The organism is Paraburkholderia sp., assembly GCF_049581445.1.
Taxonomy (GTDB): domain Bacteria; phylum Pseudomonadota; class Gammaproteobacteria; order Burkholderiales; family Burkholderiaceae; genus Paraburkholderia.
Genome location: NZ_JBAURZ010000099.1, coordinates 36,083 through 52,744 on the forward strand (window position 1 = coordinate 36,083; position 16,662 = coordinate 52,744).

Annotated in this window: 16 protein-coding genes; 5 read left to right on the top strand and 11 right to left on the bottom strand. The window is 62.4% G+C overall.

The features are described from left to right. Positions 1 to 59: 59 nt before the first annotated feature. From WCA85_RS09000 to WCA85_RS09030, 7 genes are all read right to left on the bottom strand, one after another. Positions 60 to 845, bottom strand: a complete 786-nt coding sequence (locus tag WCA85_RS09000; protein ID WP_424063005.1) for a DODA-type extradiol aromatic ring-opening family dioxygenase — start codon at positions 843 to 845, stop codon at positions 60 to 62. Positions 846 to 979: 134 nt separating this feature from the next. Then, a complete protein-coding gene (locus WCA85_RS09005) occupies positions 980 to 1,582 on the bottom strand; it encodes a UbiX family flavin prenyltransferase (protein WP_424063007.1) in 603 nt (200 codons plus the stop codon). Positions 1,583 to 1,615: 33 nt separating this feature from the next. Next, complete coding sequence (gene grxD / locus WCA85_RS09010; RefSeq protein ID WP_424063009.1) at positions 1,616 to 1,927, bottom strand: Grx4 family monothiol glutaredoxin; 312 nt, start codon at positions 1,925 to 1,927, stop codon at positions 1,616 to 1,618. An 85-nt stretch (positions 1,928 to 2,012) separates the two neighbouring features. Further along, positions 2,013 to 2,858, bottom strand: coding sequence for a peptide chain release factor N(5)-glutamine methyltransferase (gene prmC, locus WCA85_RS09015; RefSeq protein ID WP_424063010.1), 846 nt, complete (start codon positions 2,856 to 2,858; stop codon positions 2,013 to 2,015). A 30-nt stretch (positions 2,859 to 2,888) separates the two neighbouring features. Next, the gene (prfA, locus tag WCA85_RS09020) at positions 2,889 to 3,971 is read right to left on the bottom strand and encodes a peptide chain release factor 1 (RefSeq protein WP_424063012.1); all 1,083 of its coding nucleotides are present in this window, start codon (positions 3,969 to 3,971) and stop codon (positions 2,889 to 2,891) included. Positions 3,972 to 4,091: 120 nt separating this feature from the next. Then, positions 4,092 to 5,378 (bottom strand): glutamyl-tRNA reductase, encoded by a 1,287-nt coding sequence (gene hemA / locus WCA85_RS09025; RefSeq protein ID WP_424063014.1) that lies wholly within the window; start codon positions 5,376 to 5,378, stop codon positions 4,092 to 4,094. Positions 5,379 to 5,452: 74 nt separating this feature from the next. Then, positions 5,453 to 6,160, bottom strand: a complete 708-nt coding sequence (locus WCA85_RS09030; protein ID WP_424063016.1) for a response regulator transcription factor — start codon at positions 6,158 to 6,160, stop codon at positions 5,453 to 5,455. A 192-nt stretch (positions 6,161 to 6,352) separates the two neighbouring features. Here WCA85_RS09030 and WCA85_RS09035 point away from each other — a divergent pair, with 192 nt between their 5' ends. The 4 genes from WCA85_RS09035 to WCA85_RS09050 all read left to right on the top strand — a co-directional run bounded on the left by WCA85_RS09035 (position 6,353) and on the right by WCA85_RS09050 (position 9,782). After that, positions 6,353 to 6,607, top strand: a complete 255-nt coding sequence (locus tag WCA85_RS09035) for a hypothetical protein (RefSeq protein ID WP_424063018.1) — start codon at positions 6,353 to 6,355, stop codon at positions 6,605 to 6,607. A gap of 20 nt (positions 6,608 to 6,627) precedes the next feature. Next, the gene (locus WCA85_RS09040; protein WP_424063020.1) at positions 6,628 to 8,442 is read left to right on the top strand and encodes an aminopeptidase P family protein; all 1,815 of its coding nucleotides are present in this window, start codon (positions 6,628 to 6,630) and stop codon (positions 8,440 to 8,442) included. Positions 8,443 to 8,610: 168 nt separating this feature from the next. Next, the gene (locus WCA85_RS09045; protein ID WP_424063021.1) at positions 8,611 to 9,162 is read left to right on the top strand and encodes a cysteine hydrolase family protein; all 552 of its coding nucleotides are present in this window, start codon (positions 8,611 to 8,613) and stop codon (positions 9,160 to 9,162) included. After that, complete coding sequence (locus WCA85_RS09050; protein WP_424063023.1) at positions 9,159 to 9,782, top strand: HAD family hydrolase; 624 nt, start codon at positions 9,159 to 9,161, stop codon at positions 9,780 to 9,782. Before WCA85_RS09045 ends, WCA85_RS09050 begins: the two co-directional genes overlap by 4 nt. 116 nt (positions 9,783 to 9,898) lie before the next feature. Here WCA85_RS09050 and WCA85_RS09055 read toward each other — a convergent pair whose 3' ends face one another. The 3 genes from WCA85_RS09055 to ettA form a co-directional block, all read right to left on the bottom strand. Continuing rightward, positions 9,899 to 11,200 carry an MFS transporter gene (locus WCA85_RS09055; protein ID WP_424063025.1) on the bottom strand — a complete coding sequence of 434 codons (1,302 nt, stop codon included), beginning with the start codon at positions 11,198 to 11,200 and terminating at the stop codon, positions 9,899 to 9,901. Between the two features lie 153 nt (positions 11,201 to 11,353). Then, complete coding sequence (locus tag WCA85_RS09060) at positions 11,354 to 12,475, bottom strand: DUF748 domain-containing protein (RefSeq protein ID WP_424063027.1); 1,122 nt, start codon at positions 12,473 to 12,475, stop codon at positions 11,354 to 11,356. 132 nt (positions 12,476 to 12,607) lie between these two features. Next, positions 12,608 to 14,272: an energy-dependent translational throttle protein EttA gene (gene ettA / locus WCA85_RS09065; RefSeq protein WP_424063029.1), complete on the bottom strand. Its 1,665-nt coding sequence runs from the start codon at positions 14,270 to 14,272 to the stop codon at positions 12,608 to 12,610. 292 nt (positions 14,273 to 14,564) lie between these two features. Here ettA and WCA85_RS09070 point away from each other — a divergent pair, with 292 nt between their 5' ends. Next, on the top strand, positions 14,565 to 15,536 hold the full coding sequence (locus tag WCA85_RS09070) for a glycerophosphodiester phosphodiesterase family protein (RefSeq protein WP_424063031.1): 972 nt from the start codon (positions 14,565 to 14,567) through the stop codon (positions 15,534 to 15,536). Positions 15,537 to 15,661: 125 nt separating this feature from the next. On the opposite strand, the gene WCA85_RS09075 is transcribed toward WCA85_RS09070, so the two are convergent. Further along, entirely contained in the window at positions 15,662 to 16,555 is an 894-nt protein-coding gene (locus WCA85_RS09075) for an NAD-dependent epimerase/dehydratase family protein (RefSeq protein WP_424063032.1), read from the bottom strand. Between the last annotated feature and the right edge of the window lie 107 nt (positions 16,556 to 16,662).

Genomic DNA, 16,662 nt, shown 5'->3' on the forward strand with positions numbered 1-16,662 from the left:
TTTTTTTATTGCCGTGAGCGAACGAGCGAACTGCCCTCGCTTATTCGCCCCCAGCCGCTTCAAGCGGTTCCGAACACGTAGTTCGTCATCGCCAGAGACTTCTGATACGTCCCAAGTGACTGGATCCCCAGCGTGTAGTCGTCGTCAGCCGCGCCGAGTGCGGCGAACATGGGCAGCAGGTGCTCGTCAGTCGGGTGCATCAGCACCGCGTAGGGTGCCTGACGGCGATAGTCGAGCAACGCGTCGATCTCGTGCGCGGCCAGCTTTTCCTCAAACCAGTCCGTGAACTCGGTCACGCGCGGGTCAGCGTCTTCAGGTCGGGCGGAGAAATCTGCCGCACGCAGATTGTGCGTGATCTGGCCTGAGCCGATCACCATCACTCCTTCATCCTTAAGCGCCCGTAATGCGCGGCCCACACGGAAGTGATGCGCGGCATCCATGTGAGGCTGGATGGACAACTGCGCGACCGGTACATCGGCATTCGGGAACATCAGCAGCATCGGCACCCATGCGCCGTGATCGAGGCCATGCGACTGGGTATCGGCGAGCAGGCCGTGTTCGTTGAGCTGCGCGGCGGCTCTCCTTGCGGCGTCGGGCGCGCCGGCAGCCGGATACTGGATCTCGTACAACTGACGCGGAAAGCCGTAGAAGTCGTGGATCGTCTCGGGCATTTCAGCCGTGCTGGCAAGCGGCTGAGTACTGCCCCAATGAGCCGACAGCATCAGGATGGCTTCGGGACGCGGTAATTGGCTCGAAAGCACGCCAAACTCGGCGCGCGGCATGGAAGGGTCGATCGGCAGCGTGGGGGCGCCGTGAGACAGGAAAAGCGACGGCAAGCGGGACATGGCAGCAGGTCGCACAAATGCGACACGGAAGTTTTGTTGCTACCAATATAGGGGCGTACCGTGGTTTGATAAACGGCCCAAACCGGATTTGATTGCGTCGCGTGCGTTGTGAATGGCTAATGCGCTGCCGGCGCTCACTCAGAAGGCGTGGTGCGCAGTCCAGGCCATGCGGGCGCAAGCGCCGGGCCGAGGGCGAACAGGTCGAGTACGCGCAAGACCGTGTGGTCGACCATCTCGCTGATCGAGGCGGGCTGGCTGTAGAAGGCCGGCAGCGGCGGGAAGATGATGCCGCCCATTTCGGTCACGGCCGTCATATTGCGCAGATGCGCGAGGTTAAATGGGGTTTCGCGCACCATCAGCACGAGACGGCGGCGTTCTTTCAGGGTGACGTCGGCCGCGCGGCTGATCAGATTGTCGGAGAGACCGTGCGCGACACTCGCCAAGGTTTTCATCGAGCAGGGGGCGACAATCATGCCATCGGTCGCAAAGGAGCCGGACGCGATGGTTGCGCCCACGTCGCGCACCGAATGGACGACATCCGCGAGCGCATGCACGTTTTCTTTGCTTAACTGAAGCTCGTGCTGGATGTTGAGCCAGCCCGCGCTGGAGATCAGCAGATGGCTCTCGACGCCGCCAAGCCGACGTAACGTTTCAAGCAACCGGACGCCGTAGATAGCGCCAGTTGCGCCGGTGATCGCGATGATCAGCCGGCGCGGCGCCGCAGCGCGTGTTTCCATGGCTAGCGGCACCTGTTGCCTGGCTTGGCCAGGTCAGGCGGCGGCAAACAGCTGCTGCAGTTCGCCGTTCTCGTACATCTCCATCATGATGTCCGAGCCGCCAATGAATTCGCCCTTCACGTAGAGCTGAGGAATGGTCGGCCAGTTGGAGAAGGCCTTGATGCCCTGACGGACTTCTTCGTCTTCGAGCACGTTGACGGTCTTGGGCGCGTCGACGCCGCATGCCTTCAGAATCTGGATGGCGCGGCCAGAAAAGCCGCACATCGGAAACTGTGCCGTGCCCTTCATGAAGAGTACGACGGCGTTGTCGTCGACGATTTGCTTGATGCGTTGTTGCGTATCCATGACTGACCTTGCGGTTCCGGAATGTGGTGGAGATAGTTTCAAATGATAGCGGATTTCGCTGCGATGGGCTGACGGCGGCCCAGCATCATGCGCCCGGCTGCCAGGCGCCGCCGCTGATGCGTTCGATACCGGCAAGATCCTGCTCCGAGCGTACCGCTGAATAACCTTGGGCCGTGAGCAACGCGCGTACTGCGGCGGCCTGATCGTAGCCGTGTTCAAGCCAGAGCACGCCGCCGCGTGTAGCGAAGTGCGACGGCGCCCCCGCGATGATCGCGCGGATTGCGCAAAGGCCATCGGACTCGTCGGTCAACGCGCCGCGCGGTTCGAAGCGCAGATCGCCTTCAGTCAAATGCGGATCGCCGCTCGCGATATACGGTGGATTGCTGACGATCACGTCGAAGCGCAGCGCGGGGTCCAGGGCGTCGTACCAGTCGCCGCGCGAGAACCGCAGACGGCCGCCAGGGCGAGCCGGGTCAAGTAACCGGGCCGCGTTGCGGGTGGCGACTGTGAGCGCTTCAGCGGACCGGTCGACCGCCCAGACCTGCGCGTCCGGGCGCATCGAAGCGATCGCCACCGCGATGGCGCCAGTACCGGTGCCAAGGTCCAGGACGCAAGGCCGGGCTAGGCCTTCAAGCGCGGCAAGCGCGGTCTCGACCAGCAACTCTGTCTCCGGGCGCGGGATCAGCACGTCCGGTGTGACTTCGAAGTCGAGCCCGAAAAACTCACGCACGCCGACCAGTTGCGCCACCGGCTCGCCAGCGAGACGCCGGGCTTCAAGCGCCTGATAGCGCGCGACCTGCTCGCCCTCGAGTGGCTCATCGCTGCGCGTGATCAGTTCGGTGCGTCGCCAGCCGAGCACGTGCCCAAGCAAAATGCGCGCTTCAAGAGGCGGCAAAGACGTGGCGCGTAGCAGGCCGGCGGCGTTGTCCATGGTCTGTCAGGGCTTGTGATGAGTGCGCGCCTAGTCTGCGTCACCGAGCGAGGCAAGCAACTCGGCCTGATGCTCACTGACCAAAGCGGCGATCAGCTCATCGAGATCACCGTCCATGATCGATTCAAGGCGGTACAGCGTGAGGTTGATGCGGTGATCCGTCAGCCGCCCTTGCGGAAAGTTATAGGTGCGGATGCGCTCCGAACGGTCGCCCGACCCAATCAGGCTCTTGCGGGTGGCGGCTTCCTTGGCGTGCTGCTCGTGATACTGCTTGTCCTTGATGCGCGCGGCCAGCACCTTCAGCGCGCGATCCTTGTTCTTGTGCTGCGAGCGGTCGTCCTGACATTCGACGACGATGCCAGTCGGAAGGTGCGTCACACGCACGGCCGAATCGGTCTTGTTGATGTGCTGGCCGCCTGCGCCTGAGGCGCGGAATGTATCGATGCGCAAGTCGGCGGGATTGATTTCCACTTCGCCGATTTCGTCCGCTTCCGGCATCACAGCCACTGTGCATGCCGACGTATGAATACGTCCCTGCGTTTCAGTAGCCGGCACGCGCTGCACCCGATGGCCGCCTGATTCGAACTTGAGCTTCGAATACGCGGCTTCGCCCGCGATCCGCACGATCACTTCCTTGTAGCCGCCCAGGTCCGATTCACTGGCCGACATCATCTCCACCTGCCAGCGGCTACGTTCGGCAAAGCGCAGGTACATGCGCAGCAGGTCGCCCGCAAACAGCGCCGATTCGTCGCCGCCCGTCCCCGCGCGGATTTCGAGGAAGATGTTGCGATCGTCGTTGGGGTCTTTCGGCAGCAGCATTTTCTGCAACTCGGCGCCGAGCTTTTCCATCCGATCCCGCGCTGCGCGGATTTCTTCTTCAGCGAAATCACGCATCGACGTGTCCGTCAGCAGTTCCTGCGCGGTGAGCGCGTCGTTGCTCGCCTGGCGCCACAGCGCGTAATGCTCGACCAATGGCCCGAGCTCCGCGTGTTCACGCGTGAGCTTGCGATATTGGTCGAGATTCGCGGTGATGTCCTCGCGGCTCAACAGGTCATTTAGTTCGGCCAGCCGGGTTGTGAGCTGGTCGAGCTTGCTTTGCATGCTCGTTTTCATCGGACGGTGCGGAGCGGACTCCGGAAAGGACGGTGTAACTGAAGGAGGCGGGCGCGTGCCCTTGCTGAAAGGCGCAAACCTGACCCAACAAGCTGGCCAGGCGGCGCGGCGGCAGCGCCGCTAACGTTCCGAAGAATCGGAATGTTTGTAGAAACCGCCCATCAGTTCGATGAGCTTATCGCGGTTCTCGCTGCTGGCGCGATTCAGTGCGTGCGTCGGGCCATGAATCAGCTTGTTGGTCAGCGCTTGCGAGAGCGCCTCAATGACCGCAGCGGGATCTTCGCCACGCGCCAACATCTTTTGCGCGCGTTCGACTTCGGCACGGCGCAGCGTGTCGGCCTGAGTGTGCATGTGACGGATAACCGGCACGATGCTGCGTGCGTCGAGCCACTGCATGAAATTCTGCACGCGCGTTTCGATGATGGCTTCGGCCTGCGCGACCGCTGCCTGGCGCGAGGCGTTGCCTTCACGCACGATGGCGCCGAGATCGTCGACGGTGTACAGAAAGACGTCTTCGAGCTTGCCGACTTCGGGTTCGATATCGCGCGGCACGGCAAGGTCGACCATGAAAATAGGCCGGTGCCGGCGCGCTTTCACTGCCCGCTCGACGGCGCCGAGGCCAATGATCGGCAACGTGGACGCGGTACACGAGACGATGATGTCGAATTCGTGCATCCGCGCCGGCAAGTCGGACAGCGGAATGGCGCGGCCATTGAAGCGTTCGGCAAGCCGCGTGCCCCGTTCGGCGGTGCGATTCGCGACGACCAGTTCGCGCGGCTGCTGGGCGGCGAAGTGCGTGGCGCACAGTTCGATCATTTCGCCCGCGCCGATGAACAGCACGCGCTGATTCGCCACCTTGTCGAAGATGCGCTGCGCGAGCCGCACGGCCGCGGCTGCCATCGAAACAGATTGCGCCCCGATCTCCGTGGTGCTGCGAACTTCCTTCGCGACCGCAAAGGTGCGCTGAAACAACTGGTTCAGATAAGTGCCCAGCGCGCCGGCCTCGGAGGCCGTGCGCACCGCATCCTTCATTTGTCCGACGATTTGCGTCTCGCCGAGCACCATCGAATCCAGCCCCGATGCGACACGGAAAGCGTGGCGCACCGCCTCCGACTGCGGCAGCGCGTAGACGTGCGGCGCGAGTTGGTCGACCGGCAGCTTGTGGTACTGGGAGAACCACTGGATGGCCGCTTCGCGGACCGCATGGTCGTCAGTCGCGCAGTACAGCTCGGTGCGGTTGCAGGTGGAAAGGATGGCCGCTTCAGGCGCGCTAAGCGCGGCCGGGCCGAGCCAGATGTCCTTGAAGGTCGCCAGCGCAGGTTTGATCTGTTCGAGCGGAAACGCCACGCGTTCGCGCAAGGCGACGGGCGCGGTGTGGTGATTAATTCCGATCGTTAGAAGCTGCATATGCGGGGCTATGGTTTCGCCAAATATTATAGCGTTTTCCCGATTTGTTCATTCGGGACGCCGTATCCGGCGAATCAGGCTCCCGCAACAGCGTCGGGGGGGATTGCGTCGAGCTGGTAGCCGTAGCCGTAAAGCGGCGTCAGGCAATAGCCATGCTCGGGGCGTAACTGCAATTTGGTGCGCACGCGCGAGGCGTGCGTGTCGAGCGTGCGCGACCTGACGTCGCGCCGCCGCGTCCAGATTGTTTCGAGGATTAGAGCGCGCGAAACTGGACGCGAGACATTGTTGAACAGCAGCAGTGCAAAACGGAATTCTTTTGGCGTCAACGCAACAGTCTGACCGTTGAAAGTCACGGTGAACTGCGCGGCGTCGAATATGTAGCCGCCAAAGGTGTCCCGCCGACGATTGGGCGGCCGGCGGATGCCGGCGCGACGCAACAAGGCGTCGACCCGCGCCAGCATCTCCGGGCCACGTACCGGTTTCGTCAGACAATCGTCGGCGCCGGCGTGTAGCGCGGCGACCACTTCGCTTTCGCGCGGCGCCGACATGAGCATGATCACAGGAAGGCTCGGCAGGATGCTGCGTGCGTGTTGGATGACGTCTTCCGCCGCGCGGTCGCCGGCCCAGCGGTCGGTCAGCAGAAGATCGAAGAACTCTTCCGCGGCGCTTGCGAGGAATGGCGCACTCGCGGTGAAATGCCGGCAGGCATGGCCGCCGGCAAAAATAAGCTTGCCGACGAGTTCTGCGTGGCGCAGGTCTGGCTCGATCAGAGCAATTCGCATGGACACGCTTTCAGCCGGACGGGCGAGGGCGGCAAAGCTTACAGCTTGCCTAAATGTGACCCCGGCCCCTAAACTCAACCGCTACGCGGAAAGCGCCGTGCTGACCTATATAGTTAACGAGATAAAAATGCTAGCTTTCCGAAAGCTTCGCACCCATGAGACGAGTCTGAAAATTGGCGAGGGCCGGCCCTGATGGGTTGGCCTGGGGTCGTTTTGCTGGGCGCGGTGGTCGGACTGGCGGGCTGGTGGCTGCACCCGCTGCGGCGCGCGAGCCGCGCGCGCTTCTGGGTGGCACTGCTGGTCGGCGTGCTGGGCGCCGCCTTAGCCCGTATGGCTGGCAATGTGGTCGGCTTATTCCATGATGGTGATACGCTCGAATGGCCCGTGTGTATGGCTGTTGCGCTGATTGCTGTTGCCGTGACGGTCGGCTTGCTGTCCCGTCGCTGAACAATTTGCAGGTGAATCTGATGAATGCCCGACTTCCCGAAACTTCTTCCATACCTGAGCGTATCGCTCACCTGCGTAGCGCGATGACGCGTGAGGGCCTTGCGGCCTACCTGGTACCGTCCGCCGATCCCCATCTCTCCGAGTACCTGCCCGGACGCTGGCAGGGACGGCAATGGCTGTCAGGCTTTACCGGCTCGGCCGGCACCCTGGTCGTGACCGATAACTTCGCGGGTCTATGGACGGACAGCCGCTATTGGGAACAAGCCGAGGCGCAACTCGCCGGCACCGGCGTGCAACTGATGAAAATGATGGCGGGCCAGCAGTCGCTGCCGCACTTCGAATGGCTCGCGCAGAACGTGGCGGTAGGCGGGACGGTTGGCGTCGACGGCGCGGTACTGGGCGTCGCGGCAGCGCGCGCCTTGACCCAAACGTTGAGCTCGCATGGCGTGAAGCTGCGCACTGACGTGGATCTGTTCGACACCGTCTGGCCTCAGCGGCCGACGCTGCCCACAGACACGGTATTCGAGCACGCGGCGCCGCATGCGACGGTCGCGCGGGCGGAGAAGCTCGCCCAGATTCGCCGTGCCATGCAGGACAAAGACGCGCAGTGGCACTTCGTCTCCACGCTCGACGATCTCGCGTGGTTGCTGAATCTGCGTGGTGCGGATGTCAGCTATAACCCGGTGTTCGTCGCTCATGCGCTGATCGGGCTCGAGCGGGTGTCGCTGTTCGTTGCCGAGGGCAAGGTCTCACGCGAACTGGCCGAGGCGCTCGCGCGTGATGGCATCCACGTGGAACCGTACGCGAAGGCTGCGCCTGCGCTCGCAGCATTGCCAGGCGGCGCGACCCTGCTGATCGACCCGCGGCGGATCACGTTTGGCTTGCTGCAATCGGTACCGTCGACGGTGAGGATCGTCGAGGCCGTGAATCCGTCAACGTTCCTGAAATCGCGCAAGACGGAAGCGGATGCGGAACACGTGCGCGCCACGATGGAGCAGGACGGCGCGGCATTGGCCGAGTTTTTCGCGTGGTTCGAAGGCGCTCTGGGCCGCGAGACGATTACCGAATTGACGATTGACGAGCGCCTGACTGCCGCGCGCAAGCGGCGTCCGGATTTCGTTTCGCTGAGTTTCGCGACGATCGCCGGCTTCAATGCGAACGGTGCGATGCCGCACTATCGGGCTACCCCAGCGTCGCACTCCACGATCGAAGGCAATGGCTTGCTGCTGGTCGATTCGGGCGCCCAGTACCTGAGCGGGACGACCGACATCACTCGCGTGTTGCCGGTTGGAACCTTGAGCGACGCGCAGCGGCGTGATTGCACAGTGGTACTCAAGGGCATGATGGCGCTCTCGCGCGCTCAGTTTCCCCGCGGCATCCGCTCGCCGATGCTGGACGCGATCGCCCGCGCGCCGATCTGGGAAGCCGGAGCGGACTATGGCCACGGCACCGGCCACGGCGTCGGTTATTTCCTGAACGTGCACGAAGGACCGCAGGTCATCTCGCACTACGCACCTGCTGAACCGTGGACGGCCATGGAAGAGGGCATGATTACCTCGGTCGAGCCTGGCATTTACCGGCCGGGCAAATGGGGTGTGCGGATCGAAAACCTCGTGCTGAACCGCGCGGCCGAAAAGACCGAGTTTGGCGACTTCCTCAAGTTCGAGACGCTGACGCTGTGCCCGATCGACACGCGCTGTTTCGAACTTTCGATGCTCAACGAGGACGAGCGTGCGTGGCTGAACGGATATCACGAGATGGTGCGTAAGCGCATTGCGCCGCACGTGTCGGGTGATGCAAAGGCCTGGCTGGAAACCCGGACGCAGGCGATTTGAGGCTGCGGCAACAGGCGCGCGCTGAAGAATCGCCGTCGTTGCGTCAGAGGGTTCAGCAGCGGGACCCCGTAGCCGGAAGGACGATTAGCGATTTTCAAGGCGCGACGCTGCGTGCGTCGTCGTGATTCAATCCTGCATAAGGGAATCGTGCTTAAGGGAGGGCGACACATGGCAGGCGTGGCGGTAATTGTGATCGACGTTCAGCATGCGTTCTTTTCCGGCCCCAACGCCGCCTATCGCGGCGATGCCGTCATCGACGGTATCAACCGGTTGACCGAGGCGGCGCGCGCTGCAGGCACGCCGGTGTTCATCGTGCAGCACGAAAAGGCGGATGACGAAGAGGTCGAGTTCGGCAGCGAGGGCTGGCAGTTGCCTGATTCGCTGGTGCGTACAGACGACGACCGGATGGTGCGCAAGTCCGTCGGCGATTCGTTTCACGGCACCGGGCTGAAGGAGCAACTCGAACAGCTCGGCGTCGATCGACTGGTGGTATGCGGCTATGCCACCGAGTACTGCATCAACACTGGCGTTCGCAGCGCCGCGTTGCTGGGCTACGAGACGACCGTCGTCTCCGACCTGCATACCACGCAGCAGGGCCCGGATCTCACGCCGGCGCAGATTGTCGAGCATCACAACCGGGTGTGGGCCAGCTCCTCGCTGCAAGGCAATCGGCTTGCGGTTCGGCCGCTCGCCGAAGTTCTCGCGACGGAGTTCGCATGACCATCAAGGCGGTCGTATTCGATTTCGGCGGCGTGCTGATCGACTGGAGTCCCGAATACCTCTTTCGCCAGCTAATCCCCGACGAAACCGAGCGGCGCTGGTTTCTTACGCATGTCTGTTCGATGGATTGGGTCGTGCGGCAGGATGGCGGTCAGACGATCGCCGAGGGCACGGACGAACTGATCGCAAAGTTTCCCGACCACGAGCCGCTGATTCGCGCGTTCTATGAGCGCTGGCACGAGATGATCGGCGGCGTGCTCGAGGACGGCGTGGCGACGCTCGACAAGCTCGACGCAGCCGGCGTCCCTCTCTTTGGCTTGACCAACTGGTCGGCCGAGACCTTCCCGTATGCGTGGGACAACTTTCCGGTGCTACGCCGTTTCAGGGACATCGTCGTGTCCGGACGGGTGCAGCTCATCAAACCGGACCCGGCGATTTTCGCCGAAATGCGCCAGCGGATTGACGCTCAATTGCCTGGCATCGAAGCGGATGAACTCGTCTTTATCGACGACAATCTCAAGAACGCCCAGGCCGCTAGCGCGCTCGGCTGGCATGGCGTGCATCACACGTCGGCGGCCCAGACCGAAGCGAGGCTGCGCGAACTGGGTCTGCCGGTCTGAGCGGGGTGGCGTGAGCCGCGTGTTATACCACTCCCGGTCTACGTTCCGATCAACGCGGAGCTAGCACCAACCCGCCGGTCGGCCGAGCCGGCAGGCAGTCCCGGCAGCCCGGTCAATCAAGCCAACGTAGCCGCAGCGCTCGTCTCCTCGCGCTCGGCGATCGGCGCGCGCACCACGAACATGTACACGAGCGCCGCCGCGAACGACACACCCGCGCTGATCAGAAACGCATCCACGAACGAATGAGTCTGGTCCACCACCACGCCGGTGATGAATGGCGCGAACGAGCCGCCAAAGTAACCACCGAAGTTCTGGATGCTCCCGAGCGAGGCTACCAGGTGTCGCGGCGCGGCCACGCTGACCAGTGCCCACGCGCCGCCGCTCGCCATATTGATGAAATACATCGCTAGAGACAGATACACGATTGCCAGCGTGGTATTCGGCGTATACGCGGCCGGCACCGTGAATACCGCGGCGAATATCAGACCGGTGCAGATTGGCCACTTGCGGCTGCGGATTGGCGAAATGCCTTGCGCCATCAGGCCGTCGGCGACAAAGCCGCTCGACAGCATGCCAAGCGTGCCGAACAGGTACGGGATCGACACGATCCACCCGGTCCTCGCAATGGACAGATGCCGTTCGTGCTCCAGATACGCGGGCAGCCAGGTCAGATACAGCCAGACCATATAGATCACGCCCATGAAGCCGAAGATCATGCCCCACGTGGTCCGCGAGGCGAACAGGCCGCGCCACTCGGCAGCGGTCATGCGACGCTCGGCGCGCGCATGCGGCTCTTCCTCGGTCAGATGGATGGTTTCTTCGGATTCAAGGGTGATTTCACTGCGGTTGCGATAGACGAGGTACCAGGCGACTGCCACGGCAATCCCCATGACGCCCATCACGATGAACATCCAGCGCCACCCAAACGCGAGCAACAGGCCGGTGAGAATCGGCGGAGCGAGGGCTGGCCCGATGGTCGACGAGGTCGTGAAAATGCCGGTAGGCCGGCCGCGTTCGCGCAGCGAATACCATTCGCTGACAACCTTCGCTCCGGCCGGAAACTGCGGCGCTTCACCGATCCCGAGGAAGATCCGCGCGACCAGGAACTGCTGCAAGGTCTGCACGAAGCCGCCGAACAGTTGTGCGACCGACCACACCAGCATGCCGACGCCGAGCATCAGACGCGCGCCGAAGCGGTCGAGCAGGGCGCCCATCGGCAATTGCGAGAACGCGTAGGAAAACGAGAACGCCGATAACAGCAGACCCATCTGCGATGCCGAGAGCCCGAGTTCGCCGCTCACCGAGTGATTCGCAATGGACAGCGTGCTGCGGTCCAGATAGTTGACGATGCCGGCCAGCATCAGGAACATCACTGCGACCCACTGGATGCGCTTAAGGCGCGGTGTTTTTGCCTGCATGTTTGTCTCCTCCGTTGCTCGTTTGAGTCTGTGGATGGATGCTGCGAGTGGCTGTCGGATCAGCCTGGATTCAAGGCTACTTCGCGAGTCGTCATTGTGTATGCCTGATGGTTGCTTGTGAATTGCCTGGGAACCGCCCAGGAACTACCAGAGCTACTGCCCCAGCAGATTCTTCAGCGCGTTACCGAGACCCTTCACGGTCTCGCCGGCGCCCTTGGCCACGCCTTCCACGCTCACTCCCGTTGCCTGCGCGAAGCCGGTGCCGAGCTTCATCAGCAGGTTGTCGTTCACGGAAAACTTCGGGTCGCGCAGGTTGCCTTCAAGGACGAAGTGAACCGTAATGTCGCCGCTCCGTGATTTCAGCGCCGCGATGGCTGCCTTGGTCGGAATGGACAGGAAGGTATCGAGCGGGCTGCCGGTGTCGGCCAGTTGCAGATGATGCAGGGTCAGCGTTCCCGGCGCATGCAACTGGTAGTTATTGACCGTCGACTGCACCGTCATGTCGACCGTGCCGCCGGCAATCTGTGCTTTGGTCCCCGCCTTCTTCAGCAGATACGGGTCGAGCATCACCACGTCGACGCCTTTCAGCGTGCTGGTGGTCTGCGAGTCCTTGCTGGCAATCTTGATCCAGCCGTCGAAGGATGCCGTGCCCGTGTGCGCTGGACCGGCAATCGAACCGTTGACCGCGACCGTCGTCGGATCGGTGAGGGCCGGCAAGTGCAGGTTATCGACGCTCGCGCTGGCCTGAGTGACCGCCACCTTGTAAGGCGGTTTGCTCACCGTGAAATCGTAGAACTCGAACGTGCCTTTCTCTAAGCCGACATGGTCGACGATCTTCTCTTGCGGAATCGACGGCCCGCCGGCGTTTGAGCCGGTGTCCGAACGGTTCAGCGATTCTTTCAGATTCGGCAGGATGTCGATGGATCCACCCGCGGTCCGCACCACTGAAAGGTCAAAGCCGCTCACGATGACCGAGCGCACATGCATGCGTCTCGCGATCAGGTCATGAATGTCGGGAACGATGGTGATCTGGTCGGCGCGCAGCACGTCGGGCGCCGGCCAGCCGGGCGGCGGTTTGAGGAGAACGTGGGTGAGGCGCACGGAGGTGAGGCCGACGTCAATGCTCTCGGCGCTGCCAAGTGGCCCCAAGGCGGCGGTAACTCGCTGTTTGACCTCGTATTGCACGAGATAGAGGCCGCCCACGGCGGCGACCAGCACCACCAGCACGACGATACCGACGACAATCGCCGCGCGTCTGGGAATCGACATCGACATGCATGCCTCCTCGTAACTGCGCGGGCCGCGCAGCGTGCCGGCTATCGGTCATGTGGGCGGGTAAGGCGATACCCGCCCACCCTCGCTACGCACTAAACGTTCCTGAGCGTGCGTGAGTGTGCCTACTGCGAATTAGCGTGCGATCGGCTTGTAGCGCAGACGCTTCGGACGTGCCGCCTCTTCACCGAGGCGGTTGCGCTTGTCCGCTTCGTATTCCTGGTAGTTGCCGTCGAAGAACGTCACTTGCGAGTCGCCCTCGAATGCGAGGATGTGCGTCGCGATGCGATCGAGGAACCAGCGATCGTGCGAGATCACCATCACCGAGCCGGCGAATTCCAGCAGGGCGTCTTCGAGCGCGCGCAGCGTTTCGACGTCAAGGTCGTTCGACGGTTCGTCAAGCAGCAGCACGTTGCCGCCCGCGATCAGCGTCTTGGCGAGGTGCAGACGGCCGCGCTCACCACCCGACAGATTGGCGACGTTCTTCTGCTGATCGCCACCCTTGAAGTTGAAGCGGCCAATGTAGGCGCGCGACGGCGTCTCGTACTTGCCCACCGTCAGCACGTCCGCGCCGCCGGAGATTTCTTCGAACACGGTCTTCGAACCGTCGAGCGCGTCGCGGCTCTGGTCCACGTAAGCGAGCTTGACCGTCGGGCCTTGAACGATTTCGCCCGAATCCGGCTGTTCGCGGCCGGTCAGCATGCGGAACAGCGTCGACTTGCCCGCGCCGTTTGGCCCGATGATGCCGACAATGGCGCCGGCCGGAATCTTGAAGCTGACGTTGTCGAGCAACAGGCGATCGCCATAGGCCTTGCTGACGTTCTTGAACTCGATCACTTCATTGCCCAGACGGTCGCCGACCGGAATGAAGATTTCCGACGTTTCGTTGCGCTTCTGGTAGTCCTGGCTGTTCAGTTCCTCGAAGCGGGCAATACGCGCCTTCGATTTCGCCTGACGGCCCTTCGGATTCTGGCGCACCCATTCCAGTTCCTTCTTGATCGCCTTCTGACGCGCCGATTCCGACGATTCTTCCTGCTTCAGGCGCTCTTCCTTCTGGTCGAGCCAACTACTGTAGTTGCCCTTCCATGGAATGCCGTGGCCACGGTCGAGTTCGAGAATCCATTCGGCGGCGTTGTCGAGGAAGTAGCGATCGTGAGTAACCGCGACGACGGTGCCCGGGAAACGCGTGAGGAACTGCTCCAGCCAGTCGACCGATTCGGCGTCCAGGTGGTTGGTCGGCTCGTCGAGCAACAGCATGTCCGGTTTTTCGAGCAGCAGCTTGCACAGCGCGACGCGGCGCTTTTCACCGCCCGACAGATGCTCGATCTTCGCATCCCATGCCGGCAGACGCAGCGCGTCGGCGGCGATTTCGATCTGCTGTTCGGCGCTGCCGTCGGCGGTGGCGAGAATGGCTTCGTACCTGGCCTGGTCGGCGGCGAGCTTGTCGAAGTCGGCGTCCGGTTCCGCGTAGGCCGCGTAGATTTCGTCGAGCTTCTTTTGCGCGCCGAACACTTCGCCCAGGCCCTCTTCGACCGCTTCGCGCACCGTCTTTTGCGGATCAAGTTGAGGTTCCTGCGGCAGATAGCCGATGTTGAGGTTCGGCATCGGCGTGGCTTCGCCCTCGATGTCCTTGTCGACGCCCGCCATGATGCGGATCAGCGTGGACTTGCCCGAGCCATTCAGACCGAGCAGACCAATCTTGGCGCCGGGGAAGAATGACAGGGAGATGTCTTTCAGGATTTGACGCTTGGGCGGCACGATTTTGCCGACCCGGTTCATGGTGAAGACGTATTGGGCCATTTGCTTGCAATAGACGTTGACGCCGCCGGCCGCGTGGGGGCGGGCGGTCGTGGGTGGATGGGAATCTGGTGTTGCCGGTTCCCGGCCGGTGCGGGCGTGATGCCGATAATGCCGGCGTGGCAGCGCGCGGGGCGGGAAGAGGTGTCATTGTACTTCGGGCCGCGGCGGCGCAGTCAGTCGGGCGCGAGGGCGGATGGCATGCCGCAGGAGTCATTGCGCGGGCAGGCTTGTTTTGAGACCGGCGAACCGTAACATGGATGCTCCGCTTGCGGGCGTAAGGTCAGGAGTCCAGATGCGTGGTTCGATGTGGTTGGGTTCGATTGTGACGACGGTCTTGTTTGCGTTGCTGGGTGGTTGTGCGACTCACTCTGAGGTTCCCCATGCAGCAACGGTTACGGCATTGCCGCGCATCATCGCGCATCGCGGAGGCACGGGGGACGCGCCTGAAAACACCTTGGAAGCGATCCGGCTCGCGCTCACGCATCATGCCGATGCGATCTGGCTAACCGTGCAATTGAGCAAGGATGGCGTGCCGGTTCTGTATCGCCCGGCGGATCTGTCAGCTTTGACCAATGTCATCGGACCGGTATCGGCGTATTCGGCATCGCAGTTGGCGCGCGTCAATGCCGGCTGGACCTTCGTTCAAGTCGGCGCGCAAGGCGTTGACGATTATCCGTATCGTCATCAACCGGTGGGCGTTCCTACACTGCGCGAAGCCATGCGCGAAATTCCGGCTTCGATCCCGGTGATTCTCGATATGAAGGCGTTACCCGCCGCGCCGCAAACGCAGGCCGTCGCGCAGGTATTGAGCGAAGAAAACGCCTGGTCGCGCGTGATGATTTATTCAACCGAGGCCGACTATCAGCGCACCTTTGCCGCGTATCCTCAAGCGAAAATCTTCGAATCACGTGATGCGACACGAAACCGGCTCGTGCGAGTGTTGCTTGGTGAGGGTTGTATTGATGCGCCGGCAAGCAACGCATTAGCGGCGTTCGAGTTGCATCGCGATATGACCGTGGTCGAGAAATTCACGTTAGGCGAAGGTCGCTCGGAGGTGCACTCAACACCGTGGACACCCGCGACGATTGCCTGCTTCCGGCGCAATCCGGGCGTGCGCATCGTTGCGATTGCCGTGAACAACGCAGACGACTATCGCACAGCGGCTTGCCTTGGAGTGGACGCAGTGCTGGCGGATTCACCGGCGAAGATGGTGCCGGTTCGCGCGGCTTTGAGTCTGCCGTTGCGGTGTGGTGTGGAGAAATGATCGTGCGCGGGACGCTCAGGAGCGTATGACTGGCGTCGTCGTGCTCACCCCGCAGCCAAAGCGGGAGGGCACACGACCCGGCGTCATACTCCCACTGTGGCCAATCCCGCCAACGCGCAACCAGTTTATTTGGCGACCTGCTCCCGCCAACGGTACTGTTGCTGCCACCCGAGCAAACGCTTCAGCTTTTCATTGCTCAAGAGCGTTTCGAACTCGCCGAGCCGCTTCTTCACCGGCACATCCGGATAGAAGCGCTTGAGCAGCTCCGCGGTCGGCAGATCAGAGGAGACATCGTCGGCGGCGACGTTCATCACCTCGAAGCCCAAGCCATCTTTTTCGATGCCGAGACGGCACGCCGTCGCCAGATCGCGGCCGTCGATATAGCTCCACGCAATGCGTTTGCGCAGCGCCGGATCTTTCAGCCAGCCCGGGAATTTTGCGTAGTCGGACGGTTCCAGCACATTACCGATCCGGAAGCAGTAAATGTCCGCCCCGGTGCGCGCGTGAAACGCCTTGCCAGTGACCTCGTTGATCACCTTTGAGGTCGCGTAGCTGTCCATCGGATCGACCGGATACGTTTCATCGAGCGGGAAATAGGCCGGATCGCGATGCCGGTGCGCGAACACCACGCCGTAGGTCGTCTCGCTCGAGGCGAGGATCACCTTCTTGATGCCGTACTTCGACGCCGCGTCCAGTACGTTATACGTTCCCATTACGTTAATCCGAAACACCTCGTTGTCGGTGGTGATGAGAATGCGCGGTATGGCGGCAAAGTGCACGATTGCGTCGATCGGCTTCGGCTCGATATCGTCGTCGAACTCCCTGCCGGTCGTGCAGGATGCCAGCGCGTTGAATACCTGTCCCGCGTCCGTCAGGTCCGTAATCAGGGTGCGGGCGGTTTGCTTGGCCATCGGCACGCGGTCGAGGTTCAGAACTTCGTATCCGTGCGCAACCAGATCTTCGACCACCCACTTGCCGGCCAGTCCGCTACCGCCGGTGACTATCACTCGCTTCGTCATCTGCCTTGCTCCTTGTCGCGTTCAGGTGCATCGCCCAACGTGGCATCCCTTTATGTCGTGCAAATCATTCTACACATCGTCTTGCGAGGCCGCTGGCGGTCCGCTGC